Annotated in this window: 13 protein-coding genes, 1 tRNA gene and 2 pseudogenes; 8 read left to right on the forward strand and 8 right to left on the reverse strand. The window is 69.8% G+C overall.

Annotated elements, in window-relative coordinates:
• Nucleotides 1-73: 73 nt before the first annotated feature.
• Nucleotides 74-988: a hypothetical protein gene (locus ACFWRO_RS01040; RefSeq protein WP_384503094.1), complete on the reverse strand. Its 915-nt coding sequence runs from the start codon at nt 986-988 to the stop codon at nt 74-76.
• A 206-nt stretch (nt 989-1,194) separates the two neighbouring features.
• Between ACFWRO_RS01040 and ACFWRO_RS01045 the strand changes: the two genes are divergently transcribed.
• Nucleotides 1,195-2,055 carry a Yip1 family protein gene (locus ACFWRO_RS01045; protein WP_384503096.1) on the forward strand — a complete coding sequence of 287 codons (861 nt, stop codon included), beginning with the start codon at nt 1,195-1,197 and terminating at the stop codon, nt 2,053-2,055.
• A gap of 85 nt (nt 2,056-2,140) precedes the next feature.
• Here ACFWRO_RS01045 and ACFWRO_RS01050 read toward each other — a convergent pair whose 3' ends face one another.
• Nucleotides 2,141-2,638, reverse strand: coding sequence for a phosphoribosyltransferase (locus tag ACFWRO_RS01050; RefSeq protein WP_384503098.1), 498 nt, complete (start codon nt 2,636-2,638; stop codon nt 2,141-2,143).
• A 6-nt stretch (nt 2,639-2,644) separates the two neighbouring features.
• Nucleotides 2,645-3,220: a dCTP deaminase gene (gene dcd, locus ACFWRO_RS01055; protein WP_384503099.1), complete on the reverse strand. Its 576-nt coding sequence runs from the start codon at nt 3,218-3,220 to the stop codon at nt 2,645-2,647.
• Nucleotides 3,221-3,631: 411 nt separating this feature from the next.
• On the opposite strand from dcd, the gene ACFWRO_RS01060 reads away from it, so the two are divergent.
• Nucleotides 3,632-3,702, forward strand: a tRNA-Gly gene (locus ACFWRO_RS01060).
• Nucleotides 3,703-3,938: 236 nt separating this feature from the next.
• Nucleotides 3,939-4,355, forward strand: a pseudogene (locus ACFWRO_RS01065) (DUF3631 domain-containing protein); the annotation flags it as partial.
• A gap of 831 nt (nt 4,356-5,186) precedes the next feature.
• On the opposite strand, the gene ACFWRO_RS01070 reads toward ACFWRO_RS01065, so the two are convergent.
• From ACFWRO_RS01070 to ACFWRO_RS01085, 4 genes and pseudogenes are all read right to left on the reverse strand, one after another.
• Nucleotides 5,187-5,624: an NUDIX domain-containing protein gene (locus ACFWRO_RS01070; protein ID WP_384503100.1), complete on the reverse strand. Its 438-nt coding sequence runs from the start codon at nt 5,622-5,624 to the stop codon at nt 5,187-5,189.
• A gap of 30 nt (nt 5,625-5,654) precedes the next feature.
• Nucleotides 5,655-6,261 (reverse strand): annotated as a pseudogene (locus tag ACFWRO_RS01075) (SDR family NAD(P)-dependent oxidoreductase).
• Between the two features lie 176 nt (nt 6,262-6,437).
• Entirely contained in the window at nt 6,438-7,538 is a 1,101-nt protein-coding gene (locus tag ACFWRO_RS01080; RefSeq protein WP_384503101.1) for a serine hydrolase domain-containing protein, read from the reverse strand.
• A 256-nt stretch (nt 7,539-7,794) separates the two neighbouring features.
• Complete coding sequence (locus ACFWRO_RS01085) at nt 7,795-8,901, reverse strand: LuxR C-terminal-related transcriptional regulator (protein WP_384503103.1); 1,107 nt, start codon at nt 8,899-8,901, stop codon at nt 7,795-7,797.
• A 189-nt stretch (nt 8,902-9,090) separates the two neighbouring features.
• On the opposite strand from ACFWRO_RS01085, the gene ACFWRO_RS01090 reads away from it, so the two are divergent.
• Nucleotides 9,091-10,515 carry an FAD/NAD(P)-binding protein gene (locus ACFWRO_RS01090; RefSeq protein WP_384503104.1) on the forward strand — a complete coding sequence of 475 codons (1,425 nt, stop codon included), beginning with the start codon at nt 9,091-9,093 and terminating at the stop codon, nt 10,513-10,515.
• Nucleotides 10,516-10,584: 69 nt separating this feature from the next.
• Nucleotides 10,585-11,013: a transposase gene (locus ACFWRO_RS01095; protein WP_384503106.1), complete on the forward strand. Its 429-nt coding sequence runs from the start codon at nt 10,585-10,587 to the stop codon at nt 11,011-11,013.
• Nucleotides 11,014-11,311: 298 nt separating this feature from the next.
• Here the strand turns inward: ACFWRO_RS01095 and ACFWRO_RS01100 are convergent, their stop codons facing one another.
• Nucleotides 11,312-11,803: a MarR family winged helix-turn-helix transcriptional regulator gene (locus ACFWRO_RS01100; protein WP_384503108.1), complete on the reverse strand. Its 492-nt coding sequence runs from the start codon at nt 11,801-11,803 to the stop codon at nt 11,312-11,314.
• A 58-nt stretch (nt 11,804-11,861) separates the two neighbouring features.
• On the opposite strand from ACFWRO_RS01100, the gene ACFWRO_RS01105 reads away from it, so the two are divergent.
• From ACFWRO_RS01105 to ACFWRO_RS01115, 3 genes are all read left to right on the forward strand, one after another.
• Nucleotides 11,862-12,986: a hypothetical protein gene (locus ACFWRO_RS01105; RefSeq protein ID WP_384503110.1), complete on the forward strand. Its 1,125-nt coding sequence runs from the start codon at nt 11,862-11,864 to the stop codon at nt 12,984-12,986.
• Entirely contained in the window at nt 12,983-13,747 is a 765-nt protein-coding gene (locus tag ACFWRO_RS01110; protein WP_384503111.1) for an alpha/beta fold hydrolase, read from the forward strand. The genes ACFWRO_RS01105 and ACFWRO_RS01110 overlap by 4 nt, the downstream gene beginning before the upstream one ends.
• A 166-nt stretch (nt 13,748-13,913) precedes the next feature.
• Nucleotides 13,914-15,305 (forward strand): condensation domain-containing protein, encoded by a 1,392-nt coding sequence (locus tag ACFWRO_RS01115; RefSeq protein ID WP_384503112.1) that lies wholly within the window; start codon nt 13,914-13,916, stop codon nt 15,303-15,305.
• Nucleotides 15,306-15,325 lie beyond the last annotated feature (20 nt).

A 15,325-nucleotide genomic window follows, 5' to 3' on the forward strand; every position in this document is an offset into this window, starting at 1 on the left:
AGACGGAAGGGCCGCCCGGCGCGAGAAGCGCAGGGCGGCCTTTTCCATGGGCCTATGGGCTCTTCGGCTTTCGTCAGCCCTGCTGCTGCCCACGCCGGTGGTAGAGGGCGAACCCGAGCCCGGCGGCCCCGAGGGCGGCGAGCCCGCCGCCGGCGCCGATGAGGGCGGCTTGGCCGGAGAACCCGGAGACGTTCTCGACCCCGGCCTTCACGGCGCCCTTGGGGACGGTGCCCTTGGGGACGAGGTGGGTGGAGGTGGGCGTGGAGGTGGGGGCGGCCTTCTTCTGGACCTGGTACTTCTCGACGAGCCTGCCCTGGAAGTCGTACACCCAGCTGTTGCCGCCCTGCTTGGGGCTGTCGATGACGACGAACCGGTACGCGCCCTTGCCGACGACGACGACCTTGTAGGTCCAGCCGTCGTGGGTGGCGGTGGGGTTCTTCAGGTCGAGGGTGCCGAGGTGGTTGCCGTTCGGCAGGGAGATCACGGCGCGGGGCCCGTGGTGCCCCTTGACGAGCGAGGCGATGCGCCCGTCGGGCAGGGTGACGCGAACGGAGACGTCCTTCTTCTTGTTCTCGGGCTCGGGCTTGGGCTTGGGCTGGGGCTTGGGGGCGCCCTGGACCCAGGAGGTGACGGTGCCGTCGGGCTGAAGGACGACATGGAGGCCGTTGTTCTGCCCGTAGGCGGGACTTCCGGTGGAGGTGGTGAGGGTGTCGATGAGGGCGCCGTCGGCCCAGATCTCGGCGGCGTACTGGTCGGTGCCGGTCTGGTAGACCTTGGCGACGGAGCCGTCGGCGAGCTTGAAGGACTTGACGAAGGCGCGCTCGACGGGCGTTTCCACCTGAGGCTGCTGCTGGTCGCTCTGCTCGTTCTGATCACCCTGGTCCGCAGGATTGTCGACGGCGAAGGCGCCGGCGGTGGGAAGGGCCAGGGCGGCGATGGTGCCGGTGGCGATCGCTGCGGTACGGATGGTGCGACGGGTGAAGCGCATGAGGACCCCTTGAATACCTGTTTAATACGTTTCGTCCTACAACACCCGAAACGCTAAACCGCCCATGCATAGACCACCCATAGCCCGTGTAACAGCCGGCCGAGCCCTAGCCGCCAACCCTGTAACCCCCTAGGGGATGTCACAGCTCAGTGGCAGCTCCGGGGTGAAGGAGCGGAGCCCCGGCGGGACCGGGTACGTTCAATGACGTGGCTGGATTCAGGAACGGACGCGGCCGGGACAACAACCGCCCCCCGCAACAACAACCGCAGCAGGCGCCGTACGGGTACAACGCGGCCCCGCCGCCCCACCCGCAGCAGCAGTGGCCCCAGCAGGCCCCGCAGCAGGGCGGCGGCGGGTACGGGGAGCCGGAGTACTTCGGGGACCCGTACGGGGCGCAGCAGCAGCACCATCAGCAGCAGAACTACGCGGCGAACACGCCGGGGCACACGCAGATGTTCAGCGTGAACGAGGACCCGTACGGCAACGCGGCGACGTACGACGCGGGCGCGCCCCCGGCCCCGACGGGCCCGAGACTGCCCTGGAAGGCGCTGCTCAGCGGCATCGTGCTGCGCCCGGGCCCGACGTTCCTGCAGATGCGCGACCACGCGGTGTGGGGCCCGGCGCTGACGGTCACGTTCCTCTACGGCCTGCTGGCGATCTTCGGCTTCGACAAGGCGCGCGAAGAGGCGATCAACGCGACGCTGTCGACGGCGATCCCGTACGTCCTGATGACGGGCGTGGGCTTCGTCGTGGCCGGCCTGATCATGGGCGCGGTGACGAACACGCTGGCGCGCCAGCTGGGCGGCGACGGTTCGTGGCAGCCGACGGTGGGCCTGTCGATGCTGATCATGTCGATCACGGACGCTCCCCGCCTGGTCTTCGCGCTCTTCCTGGGCGGCGAGAACGGCCTGGTACAGGTCCTGGGCTGGCTGACGTGGCTGGCGGCGGGCGCGCTGTTCACGATGATGGTGAGCCGCTCGCACGACCTGCCGTGGCCGAAGGCACTGGGAGCGTCGGCGATCCAGCTGGTGGCGCTGCTGTCACTGATCAAGCTGGGCATGCTGTAGGACGTACGCACACACGAACGACGGAAGGCCCCCGCCGAAATGGACGGGGGCCTTCCACGTACGTACTGAGGAATCACCGACTGCCTCAGGCGTCGAGAACCTGTCCCTCGCGACGTACGACGGGCGGTTCGACACTCCACGGGAAGTTGATCCACTCATCGGTCTTCTTCCACACGTACTCGCACTTCACGAGGGAGTGGGACTTCTCGTAGATGACGGCGGAGCGGACCTCGGCGACGTGGTCGACGCAGAAGTCGTGGACGAGCTTGAGGGTCTTGCCGGTGTCGGCGACGTCGTCGGCGATCAGGACCTTCTTGTCGGAGAAGTCGATCGCGTTGGGCACGGGCGCAAGCATGACCGGCATTTCCAGCGTCGTCCCGACCCCGGTGTAGAACTCCACATTGACGAGGTGGATGTTCTTGCAGTCGAGGGCGTAGGCCAGACCGCCGGCGACGAAGACGCCGCCGCGGGCGATGGAGAGCACGACGTCGGGCTCGTAGCCGTCGTCGGCGATGGTCTGCGCGAGCTCGCGGACGGCGTGCCCGAATCCCTCGTAGGTGAGGTTCTCCCGTACGTCACTCATAGCTGCTCACACCTGGGTTCGATGGAAGTTCATGAACGAGCGGGAGGCCGTCGGCCCCCGCTGCCCCTGGTAGCGCGAGCCGTAGCGCTCGCTGCCGTACGGGAACTCGGCGGGCGAGCTCAGCCGGAACAGGCACAGCTGGCCGATCTTCATGCCCGGCCAGAGCTTGATCGGCAGGGTGGCGAGGTTCGACAGTTCCAGGGTCACGTGCCCGGAGAAGCCGGGGTCGATGAACCCGGCGGTGGAGTGGGTGACGAGCCCGAGCCGCCCGAGGGAGCTCTTGCCCTCCAGCCGCGACGCGATGTCGTCGGGGAGGCTGATGACCTCGTAGGTCGAGGCGAGCACGAACTCGCCGGGGTGGAGGATGAACGCCTCGTCGCCCTCGGGCTCGACCTCGCGGGTCAGGTCGAGCTGCTCGACGGCGGGGTCGATGTGGGGGTAGCGGTGGTTCTCGAACACCCGGAAGAAGCGGTCAAGCCTCACGTCGATGCTCGAGGGCTGCACCATGGATTCGTCGTACGGGTCGATGCGCACCCGTCCGGCGTCGATCTCGGCCCGGATGTCCTTGTCTGAGAGAAGCACGCCCCCACGATACGCAGAGGGCGCGGACCTGCCCCAATCGGGAAGACCGGGAAGACTCCGCGCCCGTCCGTTCATCAGCGCTGCTCAAGCTCCACGGGCACCGCGTGCCGCAGCCGCGCACACCGTGGACACCGCACGAGCCGCCCTGGCCCGATCCGCCCGGCCCCGAGCTGCTGCAACGGGAACGAGGCGGTACTGAACACATGCCCTTCGGCACAGCGGACGACGGTGCGCTCCATCGAACCCATCGAACCCATCAAGTCCCTTCCCCGACAAGTGGTGGACGAGACAGCCACATTAGGGGATGAACAGGACACCACTCCAGACGGCACTCCGTCACGGCCCGTACGCGGCTACTTCGCGATGGGGTACAGTGATCCGAGTCTGCGGTACCGATCAACGGGCCGCGAGGCGGATGTAGTTTAATGGTAGAACATGAGCTTCCCAAGCTTATAGCGCGGGTTCGATTCCCGTCATCCGCTCTTCTGCGAAGCCCCAGGTCAGTGACCTGGGGCTTCGTCGTTGTCTAGACCTCTCAGAGCCCGCGTGCCATTCGCGTGCCATAAGTCCCCTCACGGGGCGTCAGATTGATCGCTGACCCGCCACGACCCGCGACAGGGTGCCTACGTCGCATGCTGGGGCGTCACCTCCTCCGAGCAGCCCCACCGGGAGCCGGAAGGCGTGGCACGAGCTTGTGGACGGTGGCTGCAGTGGTTCCGCGGCGAAGGTCGCCGAGAAGAACGAGGAGTTGCGTGGGCTCCTCAACGCAGGCCACATGCGCAACCGGCTCACGCTGCGGGTGTCCGGCCCCAACCACGAGGTACAGCAGTTCTCCACCTGCGCCATGGCCGCCCTAGCCGGCATCGGAGACTTGCCTGACACGATCATGGACCGGTCCATGGTCATCCGTATGCGCCGCCGTACCGCAAACGAGGAGGCGACCCCTTGGCGATACGGCCGGGACGACTTGCTGGTCCAGGAACTTCGCGAGCGGCTGGTGGACTGGCTCGGCAGCCTGCATGACGAGGCCAGGGCCCCTGTACCCAACCTTCCTGTCGAAGACCGCGCGGCGGACACCTGTGAGCCGCTGATCAGCGTCGCCGACCTCGCGGGCGGCGAATGGCCCAGGATGGCCGTGCCGCGTGCAAGCAGGCCCTTGCGCCCTCGGCCCGGGCATGGCTCCGTACCCAGATCCGCGCCACACCCCATCGCCGACGTGGCTCCGTCCGCCCCCGAGCAAGTGGCTGAGCCCGATACGGCGCCCGTCGGACATCCCGGCCGCCCGTCCAGCGCCACCTTCGAGCAGGCAATCGAGATCGGGCGGACAGCCCCGCTGGGTCGTGGCGGCAAGGTCTCACGCCGCCACATCGAAAAGGCCATCCGCGACAAGGGGCTGCGCGTAGGACGCGAACGTCTGGACCAGGCCAAGAACTTCATCCAGGCCGAACTCGAAGCCGCCCATCCCGACCCCACCCAGGACTGATCCGGAAGGACCCCGCTCCGCCCATCACAGCGAAGTCTCACGGCAGGCCCGCCTCTTGCTCCGCTACCTGGCACCCCCACCTCCGAAGAGAGGCCCGGCATGCCCGACCTGCACACCTACGGACCTCACCATCCGCAGCGGCAGGAACCCCGGGCCCCAGCCTCAGACCAGGCAGCAAGTTGGGACGGAAGCGTAGCTTCCGTCGAACCCGCCCCCGAGGGGCAGGAGAGGACCTGCACCAGGGGGCGCAGGTCTTTCCAGCCTCGACCGGGGGCGGATCGAGGCCAGAGCAGGAGGAGAAGTCGTCTGAACACAGCTGCCGCTGCGGACACACCGCCCTTGCTCGCACTGCTCGCCACACAGCAGAACGGGCTGCGATCGAGCCCATCCCCCCTCCCACCACCTCACTCGTCGTCTGAGCAACGCCACCAGGGCCAACGCAATTCAGCGTTGGCCCCGGTGGCATGTTCGGGTGTCGTACGACTAGACCACGACCCCGGCCCCGAGCGTGCCCGCGCCGATGGCACCCCGCAGGACATGAGCGATCTCCTCGGGCTTGAGGTCGATACTGTCGACCCCCTCCGTGGTCAGCGGGATCTCCTCCAGCGCGTATTCGCCGCGTCCCTCGGCACTGAACTCCGGGCCGGTGCGGTCCTCGAAGGACCACGTCGCGATGCGGGCGAGGTAGAAGAGCTGACCCTCGGTGTCGGACTCCATCGTGTGCAGGAGGCGGACGATGTCGGCCTTCCCCGCGATCTCCTCGTGGATCTCCCGGTGGAGAGCGGCCTCCCGGGACTCGTCGCTCTCCTCGACCCCGCCGCCGGGCAGCACCCAGTACACGGGGATTCCGGGCTTGGTGCGGCGGATGACCAGCATCGTGTCGTCCGCGGTGACGAGGACGGCTCGGACTCGTTCGATCATTTCGCTCTGTCTCCTTGCTTGTTGACGGTCTCAGTGCAGCAGCCAGCCGCCGTCGACGTGGACGGATTGCCCAGTGATGAACGACGCGGACGGGCCGACGAGGAACGCCACCAGGGCCGCCACGTCTTCGGGGCGTCCGCGGCGAGGGACGCACTGGCGGTTGATCTGGCCTTCCGGGCGAGCGCGGTGGTGGGCGGGGACGGCGGTCTCGGCTTCCACCTCGATGGCGCCGGGCAGGACGGTGTTGACGCAGATGCCGTACGGGCCGAGCTCACGGGCCAGGGAGCGGGTCAGGCCCAGGAGGCCGGCCTTGGCGGTGCTGTACGCGACGAGGTTGGTGCGGCCGGCGCGGGCGTTGACGCTGCCGGTGTTCACGATCCGGCCCCAGCGGCGTTCGATCATGCCAGGGGACGCGGGGGTAGGAGCCGGCGTTGTTGACGAGGATGTCGACGGGGCCGATCTCGGCGCGGACGAGGTCCGCCATCGTCTGCACGGCGGTCAGGTCGGTCAGGTCGGCGTTCACCGCGATGCCAGGGCTTCCGTCACGCTCCAAGGCGGCGAGGAGGGCGTGGGCCTCGGGGTCCTGGCCGAGGTGGTTGACGGCGACGGTGGCTCCGGCGGTCGCGAGGGCTCGCACAGGCTGACGACGGCGAACGGCCAGAGGTCGACAGGAGCGCCGTACGGGGCGCTGTCAACGTAATACCTTCTGCCGGCGCGGGAACTGGACCAACTGGAGCAAAGCCCCAGGTCAGCGACCTGGGGCTTGCTTATTGTCTAGACCTCTCAGGGCGTAGAAGCGGCTGCTCCAGGCGGCTAGCGCTTCTTGGCGCACAGGGCCGCGTCCACCGCCCCTTGGAGGTGGCGAAGGCTTTCGCCTTCGGCCGCCCAGGTCGTGGTGTAGACGGTCACGGTGCCGCGGCCCGCCGTGGCGCGGCCTCCGCCCACGGAGTCGCCGGGCAGGTCGCCGCCGTGGCCCCAGTAGACGCCGCCGCAGCTGAGGGGGATCGAGGCGATGCCGTAGCCGTAGCGGCTGCCCGCCGGGTAGACGTCGCGTCCACCGACAGCGGTGGTGTCCCGGGTCATCTGGCGCACCGCCCAGCCGGGCAGGAGGCGGCCGCCCAACAGCCCGTCCCAGAAGGCGTTGAGGTCCTTGGGCGTGGAGACGAGGCCGCCGGATGCCCCGAATTCGTACCCGGGAAGCTCGGTGACGTCCACCCGGCCGGCCTCCGGGGCGGCCGGGTGGATGCCGTAGTTGCGGGCGTGCGGTCCGCGCAGGGACAGCTCGCCAGGCGTGGGCCAGTAGGTGTCGTCCAGGTGCAGCGGGCGCAGGATCGCGCGCTCGATGTACGTGCGGAAGCCGACCCCCGACGCCTTGTCGATCACCATGCCGAGCGCGAGGTAGTTGGTGTTGGAGTAGCCCCAGCCGGTGCCGGGCTCGAAACCGGGCTTCTCCTTGAGCACGAGGGCCAGATAGTCCTCGGGCGTGCCGGGCCGGGTCCAGTCGACCAGCGTGGCGTACTCCGGCAGCCCGCTGGTCTGCTTGAGCAACTGCCTGATCGTGATCCTGTGCTCGGAGAGCTGTGGCACGTACCGGCCGGCGCGGTCGTCCAGCCGTATCCGCCCGTCCGCCACCAGGCGCATCACCGCTGCCGCGGTGAACGCCTTGGTGTTGCTGGCCACCCGGATCCGCCCCCGCTCATCGACCATGGGCCGGCCCGACTCCAGGTCCGCGACACCGGCGGTACGCGTCGTCCTGCCGTCGTAGGCCAGGGCGCCCGGGACCTTGTCGGCGTCGACGAGCAGATCCAACTGCCGCTGTACCGGGTCGATCGGCCGAGCCGCGGCCGCCGGAACGAACGCCCCGATGGTTGTTGCGGCGAGCAGAACCGCGGTGGCGATGCGCTTGCGGTACATGTGTCTTCCCCCTGGTCGTGGCCGGCCTGTACGGGCCGCTCGGTCGCTTGACGACGACTCTGCCAGGACACCGGCACAAGATCATTGGGCCCAACCCCCGAACAGGCGGGCGGCCAACCCCCTTGACACGTCGCGGCTTGCCACGTCAGTTCATCGGCCGGCCTGACCGGCTGCCGCATGTGTGCGGACGCTCGCCCCGTACCTCGGTCACATCGAGACCTCCCGCCGCCGCTTCGACGCCTGACGGGTGGGGCACTCACACGGGCCGGTAGTGCTCGGCGAAGAGTCGTGCGACGAGTTCGCCTCGGGTGGAGACCTCCGCCTTGCCGAAGACGGCCTTGAGGTGGTCGCGCACGGTGTGCGGGGAGATGAACAGCGTCGAGGCGATCTCGGTGGTGGGCAGCCCGCGCGTGATGAGCTGGGTGATTTCCAGCTCGCGCGGCGTCAGGCCGTACGCCTCGGCGATGAGGACCGCCCGGTCGCCGGCGGCCGTCTGCTCGATGACGAGTGCCACGGGGCCGGGTTGCCCGGCGGGGCCGCTGAGACAGGAGGCGTGGCAGGTCAACCAGCGGCCGTCGACGGTTCGGATGCGCACTCGCGCGCCGCCTGCTCGGTCGCGGCCCCGGGCGATCGCCCGTGCCTGCAGCGCGGTGGCGACCACCCAGATCGGCAGCCTCAGGCCCAACTGCGAGGGGATGGAGGGGCCTTCAGGGAGCTGCGAGAGGTGCTGCCGCGCCTCCTCGTTGATCGACGTCGGTTCGCCGGAGGGATCGAAGAGCACCAGTCCGGGCGCGGGTGCGTCGGTTGCGCCGCCGGACGCGGACGGGCGGGCGAACCGGCGTACCCGAGAGGCCAGCAGACCGGACAGGCCGGCGAGCAGCGTGGTCTCAGCCGGGCCGAACGGGGGGCCACCGCGCATGCGGAACAGGCTCACCACGGCCCATGGCCGGTCGCCGACCCGCAGCACGGCCCGTAGTTCGTCATCCACGCCCTGGCTCCCGAGCAGCCGGCGGAAGCGCGCGCTGCGTGCCGGCAGGTCGCCGGTGGCCGCGCGCAGGCCGGCCGCCGGGACGGCGGCGCGGGCGAGGTCCCGAAACGGGAGGACGTTCTCCTCCAGGAGTTCGCTTTCCCAGTATTCGGCGCAGCGCTCGCTGGAGCCGAGGTTCTCCACCAGCATCGGCGCGGTGATGAGGCCGGTCTCCGGGTCGGTGGCCGCCCATACGGCCGAGTCGAACGTCATGAGCCGTCGCAGGTGGGCGGACGTCAGGCTGAAGAGTTCGCGTGTGTCTGTGGCCCGCTCCGCACTCGACAGCACCTTGGCGTGACCTGACAGCACCTCGGCGTGGCTGCGCGCATCGGGCATGGAGATCCCTCCCGTGGTGTGGATGCAGGCCAGCCTGCCCGCCCTCCTGTCCTGCGCCAACCCCCCGTTTGAGGGGGTCATTCCCGGCAGGTCACCGCTCGTGGGGGATGGGGCTCGGCATGGGCGGCGGCGAGGCTCGAAGAGGCCGCGGCTCCTTTCGGTGGCGGCCTGGAATGTGAAGGGAAGAACATGGACATCGCAATCGTCGGAGCGGGTGCTGCCGCGGTCGGCCTGCTGGACACGCTGGCGGCCAGCGCCGACAGCCCTGGCGCCATCACGGTGTTCGAACCGTCCCCGCATCTTTGGCGAGGCCGCCCCTACGGCCCGGACCTGGACACGGTGTTGGTCAACGCACCACCGGCCATCATGTCGATCCGCCATCTGGACTTCGGGCACTACGCGGCCTGGCTGGGCACGCGTGGCCCGGCTCACCTCGACGACCGGCTGGGCCGGCCGCTGGTTCCGCGCGCGCTCTACGGCGAATACCTGACGCACACCGCGGAGACGGCGTTGGCCACCCTGCGCGAAGACGGCTGGCGGGTTCGCATCGTGACCGCCCGCGTCACCGGGGTAGCCCGGTCCGGGGCCAACTGGTCGCTGCGCACCGAGGACGGACGTGGGCACGAGGCCGGCCACGTGGCGCTGTGCGTGGGCGGGGGGACGCCGCAAGACCACTACGGTCTCGGCGGCGCCTCCGGTTTCGTGGATGATCCGTACCCGCTGGCACGCACACTCGACAGGGTGCCGCCCGGCAGCGACATCGCGGTCATCGGGAGCGGCCTGACCGCGGTCGACGTCGTCGTGTCGCTCGCCGCGCGCGGGCACACCGGGCCGATCACGCTGCTGTCCCGCAGCGGTGTGCTGCCCCACGTCTGGCAGCGCCCGGTCGAGCACCGGCCGCAGCATGTGACCGCCGAGCGGGTGGCGGCGCTGCACCGAAGGCACGGTGTCGTCACCCTCGAGGATCTCATCGGGCTGATGCGCGCCGAGCTGGCGGAGACGGGAGAGGACTTCGAAGCCTTCGCGGCCGAACTGCTGGCGACCACAACCGAAGAGCCGGTCCGGCGCTTGCGGGCGCAACTGGACGCAGTCGACGACTCCAGGATCGGCCGCCGGGTCCTCCAGGAGACGGCGCACAGTGTTGGTCCGTACGCGTGGCCGCTGCTGCCCGAGCCCGACCGCGTGCGGCTGCGGCATCACTTCCGTATGGCGACGAGCGTGGCCTCACCGATGGTCCCGGTGAACGCCGCCACCATGCTGCGGCTGTTGGACTCCGGGCAACTCACCGTCGTCGCGGGCGTCCGCAAGATCGAGGTTGCGGATGGGGTGTTCCGGGTGCACGGCGACGACGGCGTACGCACTTATGACGTCGTCGTCAACGCCGTGAATCCGCTGCCTCGAGCGATCCCTCGGACGGCCGCCTCGCTGGTCACGGCCCTGCTGGCCGACGGCTCGGCCGAGCTGCACCCGGCCGGGGGGCTGGTTCCTGCTGACCCGCGTCTGCACGTGGTGGGAGACCTCGCCGGGGGTGGTTCGTTCATTACGTCGAGCATTGCGGGCATCGCGGCCCAAGCGGCAGGGGTCGCGCGGACGATCGTCGCGGCCAGGGACTGAATCCCCACCCAGCCTGGCTGGAAGGCAGGGTTGGGCAGCCCGAGGGCTGCTGCCACCGCCAGATGCTCGATGCGATCCGTTCCCCTGGTCGCGGGCGGGATCTCCTGGCGGTCGATGTCCGCAGAGTTCCCCCATTGGGCCCGGGTCCATGCCATCTTCCGTTGCTGGCGCGAGAACGGGCTGGTCGCAGAGTTCCACGACCGGCTGCGCGGCCGGGTGCGGGAGCGTGAGGGGCGCGAGGCGGCGCCGACGGCGGGGGTCATCGACGCGCAGTCGGTGAAGGCCGCCGCCTCGGTGCCCTCAGCCTCACGCGGCTTCGACGGCGGCAAGTTGGTCAACGGAAGGAAGCGGCACATCGTGACCGACTGCCTGGGCCTGCTGCTGGTCGTGGCCGTGATCGCCGCGAACGTGGGCGACCGCGAAGCGGCCACCGGCCCGCTGACCCGGCTCCGCGAGCTGCACCGGAACATCTGCCTGGTCTGGGCCGACGGCGGCTGACCGCCGACTGACCGGAAGCAGCCGCAGACCATCCCCGCCTGAAAACGGTCAGGACGCGGCGAGGCCGGGAGGCGAGGGCCCAGGAGACAGGCGCTTCGAAGGGTCGATTCCCGCAGGTCAGGAGCCATGCGAACAGGTTCCGTGCCATAGATTCCCAAGCTTATGGCGCGGGTTCGATTCCCGTCATCCGCTCTTCTACGAAGCCCCAGGTCAGCGACCTGGGGCTTCGTCGTTGCCCGGGCCTCTCAGTGCGGGCTTCGATGTCCGGCGGTCGCCCGCGGAAGCGCGCACGGCACGCTCACCTCTGCACTTCGCTGACCCAGGCCGTGAGCCCCGTCAGGAATCCCGCCTTCTCCTCGGGCGACAGTCCCTCCAGTGCGCGCAGCAGGGGCTCGGTCCGTCGGACGATGAAGGCTTCCAGTGGCAGGCGGTGTTCTTCGGCCAGGGTCACCAGGACGCGGCGGCGGTTCGCCGGGTCCTCGGTCCTGTCCACGATGCCGGCCCGGCTCAGGGCTCCGACCAGTTCGCTGGCGGTGGACAGTGACACCTGAAGCCGTCGGGCGATCTCGCTGACGGCCAGCGGCTGTCCGGCCAGCAACTGGGGCAGTACCGCGCCGTGGCGCGGCGTCAGGCCGTGCGCCTCCATGGCGCCTCGCAAGGGCTCCGGCATCAGGTCCCGTACGACCGCACCGCGGAAGAACGGCTCCAACAGCGGTACGAGACCGGCGACTTCAAGCTCGTCCGGGGTCGGCTTCCGTGACGCCTTCCCGGCGTTCTCGCTGTGCGGCATGCTACAAGCGTATATGGTTTGGATATCCGAACTGTTTGGCTATACGAAGGGTTCTTCTATGCCGTCGATCAGTTACAGCGATGCGCTCAACGACGCCCTGGAACGCATGGACGACCTGGGCTACGAGCGAGGGCAGGGGGTGGATCTCGCCAACCACGGCCCGATGGGTGCCGAGGCGCTCGCCCTGCTCGGGCAAGTGGACGAAGTCGCCCGGTGGGTGGGGCGCTACCGGAAGGCGATGGAACACCACGAGCCTCCGGCGGCCCGCTTCGCCCTGGACCCCGCGGACGAGTCCTCGTGGCGTCCCGCCCTCGGCGTCTTCCGGCGGGCCAGGGACTGGGAGCGGCTCTTCGTCCGCGAACTGGCCGAGGCGCACTGGCGCGAGGTGCTCGTGCGCTGGTGGCCCCGCCTGCTTCCGGGGCTGTTCGCAGGCCTCACGCACGGCGTCATCCGCACCGCGCACGCCGTACGCGGCCTGTACGCGACCGGCGACGGAACCACAGCGCTCCAGCTGAAGGAACTGGCCCGGGGCCTGGCCTACTGGGCGGCCCGCTACAGCGAACTCCCCGGCCGCCCGCGACTGCACGGCCCCCACGAGCTGCCCGACGCGGTCGCCACGCTGCCCCGCGTACCGCTCGACGGCCCGATGGGGCCGGGTACCGCCCTCCACCGCCTGGACACGCTCGCCGAACTCCCCGGCTACGGCGCGTCCTTGGAGACGCTGGCCCCGCAGCAGGCACCCCGGCTGCTGAGCGAGATGACGGCCCAGTTCGCCGATGTCTATCTCGGCCACCCCGAGGTGTATCCCGTCCCGCTGATCCACGGCGTCACGGCCCCCGCCGCCGTCCGCCTCGTACTCCCGCATCTACCGCACGAGCTGCACGAGCCGACGCTGGCCCGGCTCTGGCAGGTGCAGTCGGCGTTCCTGTTCGCCTTCACCTCCGACCGGCGCGACGAGGGAACGGCGGCCTGGCAGTCGGAGATTCCGGATCTGCCCCCACTGGACGAGCTGGGCGCCCGCGCCGCCGAGCACGGCGACGAGCACGTCATCAAGTTCACCGAAGCGTGCCTGCGCGAATACGCCCTGCGGCCCGACCCGCGCTATCCGGCCGCCGCCTTCGCCGCGCAGCGGCGCATCACCCGCCTCGACGCCGGCGGCGGGGTCCGGGGAGCCGCGTCATGACGCACGGGCTGTCCTGCCTGTCGGCCGGCGAAGGACCGCCGTTGATCGTCCTGCTCTTCACGCCGGAGGCGGCCGTCCCCACCGGTGCGAGCCGCCGGCTCACCCTGCGGATGCTGCGACCCTTCTCCGAGCGGTTCACCACTCACCTCCTCATACGCCCGCCCGGCCTGCCGCCGACGACAACGATGGCCCAGCTCGCCGCTGTCCACGCCGACGCGATCCGGGCGACCTTCAGCGGCCCGGTGAACGTGCTGGGCCTGTCCACCGGAGGATCGCTCGCCCTCCAGCTCGCCGCCGACCACCCCGAGCTGATCGACCGCCTCGTCCTTGGCGGTACGGCCTGCACCCTCGGCCCGGTCGGCAGGCGCGCCCAGCGCCGCTACATCGAGCGCGCACGGCAAGGCAAGCGGCCGAGCCCCGCACTGGCCGAGATGCTCACCGGTTCGACGATCGGCCGGACGGCGCTGGGGGGCCTGCTCTGGCTCATGGACGGCAGCCGCGAACACCTCGACGCCGCCACCATGCTGGGTGCCGAGGACGGCTTCGACCTGCGCGGTCGACTGCACGAGATCAAAGCACCCACGCTGCTTCTCCAGGGCGAGAAGGACATCGTCTACCCACTCGACCTGGCCCGGCAGACCGTCAAGGGCATTCCGGACGCCCGGCTCGTCGTCTACCAGGACCGCAGCCATAGCGGAACCTTCACGGACAAGCGGTTCTCCGCCGACGCCCTGGCCTTCCTGCGGAACGATCAGACCTAGTACGGGCCGGCTCGCGATCACCGTCATTGTCGGCGCGCCCCCGGTCAGGCCCGCTCAGGCCCGGCCTCGCCTCCACGGCCCCACGTGACCCGAATCCTCCGGTGTCGTTGTTGGTTCGGGCGCCACATATGTGGTGACCTCGCCTTCCCGTGATCGGAGCCGCCTCGTGCGTGTCACAGACATCCAGCGGTGTGAGGTCAGGCCCGGGCGGCTCGTGGAATGGACGCTCTCACCGGCCACCGTCGCCAAGGCCGCGGCGCTGCCCGAGGACTCCCGGCCCCCCGCGTACCTTCAGGAATCCCACATCAGGACGTCCAGGAGCGTGCGTGAGGGCGGGCTGTTCGTGCCGACCTGGCTCGGTATCGCCTTCGACCTTCCCGGGCGGGTCGATCTCGATGTGCTGGAGGACTCGCTGCGCCGCTGGACGCTGCGGCACGAGACGCTGCGCAGTGGGTTCCGCTGGGTCGGCGACGAGATGCGGCGGTTCACGCTGTCCCCCCAGGACGTGGCGCTGCAGCGCGAGCCGGTCGGCGACTTCCCCGACGCGACGGGACTCGTCCAGCACCTCCAGGACCGGTTCGACGTCGCGGCCGACCCGCTCGGCTGGCCCAACTTCCTGTACACGGCGGTCGTCCGGGATGACGGCGCCAGCGTGTACATGGCCTTCGACCACAGCAACGTCGACTCGTACTCCCTTCAGCGCGTACCCGCCGAGATCCACGAGCTCTACGCGGCCGGAGTCGAGCGACGCGCCGTGGAGGAGACCCCGCCGCCCGGTAGTTACGTCGACTTCTGCCAGGTCGAGCGGGGGGACGCGGACCGGATCGACGAGGAGCACGACGTCGTCGTCCACTGGCGGGAGTTCATCCGCCGGTGTGGTGGAAGGCTTCCGAGTTTCCCCCTCGACCTCGGCCAGGATCCGGGGACCCTGACGCCCCAGACGCTCATGAGCGAGATGCTCGTCGACGCGGACGCCGCCGCCGCGTTCGAGGCGTACTGCCGGCCCTACGGAGGGAGCCTGATCGGGCTCCTGGCCGCCACCGGACTCATCGCCCACGAGATCGACGGTCAGCCCGTGTACCGCACGGTCGTGCCCTTCCACACGAGGGCGAAGTCGGAGTGGTCGGAGTCCGTCGGCTGGTACGTCGGCGGCGCCCCCATCGAGCTGGCCATGGGCCAGGTGTCCGACTTCCCCGGCGCGTTGCGGAGCGTGCGCGACCAGTTGCGTGCCAACCGACGGCTGTCCCGCGTCCCCCTCGCCCGCGTGCTCGGCCTGCTCGGCTCCGACTTCCGCCCGACGTCCCCGGACCTGTACTCGATCGTCTCGTTCGTCGACGCCCGTGTCCTTCCGCGCTCGGAACGGTGGTTCGACTGGAAGGTCCACGGCCTGATCAGGGTGTCGTACGGCACCCAGGCCTGCGTCTGGGTCAACCGGCTCCACGATGGGCTGCACCTGGCGAGTCGCCATCCGGACACCGACATCGCGCACAAGAACATGCGCCTCTACGTCGAGCGACTGCGGGACTTCATCCACTCGGTGACGGCGACTCAGCACTGACTCCCGGGCCTCCGCGCCCG

It is taken from the genome of Streptomyces sp. NPDC058579 (assembly GCF_042718575.1).
In the GTDB taxonomy this organism is placed as follows: domain Bacteria; phylum Actinomycetota; class Actinomycetes; order Streptomycetales; family Streptomycetaceae; genus Streptomyces.

What these genes read in the sequence shown, in the direction of transcription:
- ACFWRO_RS01040 (WP_384503094.1), bottom strand. Translation starts at nt 988, where the DNA reads ATGCGCTTCACCCGTCGCACCATCCGTACCGCAGCGATCGCCACCGGC.
- ACFWRO_RS01050 (WP_384503098.1), bottom strand. Translation starts at nt 2,638, where the DNA reads ATGAGTGACGTACGGGAGAACCTCACCTACGAGGGATTCGGGCACGCC.
- ACFWRO_RS01070 (WP_384503100.1), bottom strand. Translation starts at nt 5,624, where the DNA reads ATGATCGAACGAGTCCGAGCCGTCCTCGTCACCGCGGACGACACGATG.
- ACFWRO_RS01080 (WP_384503101.1), bottom strand. Translation starts at nt 7,538, where the DNA reads ATGTACCGCAAGCGCATCGCCACCGCGGTTCTGCTCGCCGCAACAACC.
- ACFWRO_RS01085 (WP_384503103.1), bottom strand. Translation starts at nt 8,901, where the DNA reads ATGCCCGATGCGCGCAGCCACGCCGAGGTGCTGTCAGGTCACGCCAAG.
- ACFWRO_RS01090 (WP_384503104.1), top strand. Translation starts at nt 9,091, where the DNA reads ATGGACATCGCAATCGTCGGAGCGGGTGCTGCCGCGGTCGGCCTGCTG.
- ACFWRO_RS01095 (WP_384503106.1), top strand. Translation starts at nt 10,585, where the DNA reads ATGCGATCCGTTCCCCTGGTCGCGGGCGGGATCTCCTGGCGGTCGATG.
- ACFWRO_RS01100 (WP_384503108.1), bottom strand. Translation starts at nt 11,803, where the DNA reads ATGCCGCACAGCGAGAACGCCGGGAAGGCGTCACGGAAGCCGACCCCG.
- ACFWRO_RS01105 (WP_384503110.1), top strand. Translation starts at nt 11,862, where the DNA reads ATGCCGTCGATCAGTTACAGCGATGCGCTCAACGACGCCCTGGAACGC.
- ACFWRO_RS01110 (WP_384503111.1), top strand. Translation starts at nt 12,983, where the DNA reads ATGACGCACGGGCTGTCCTGCCTGTCGGCCGGCGAAGGACCGCCGTTG.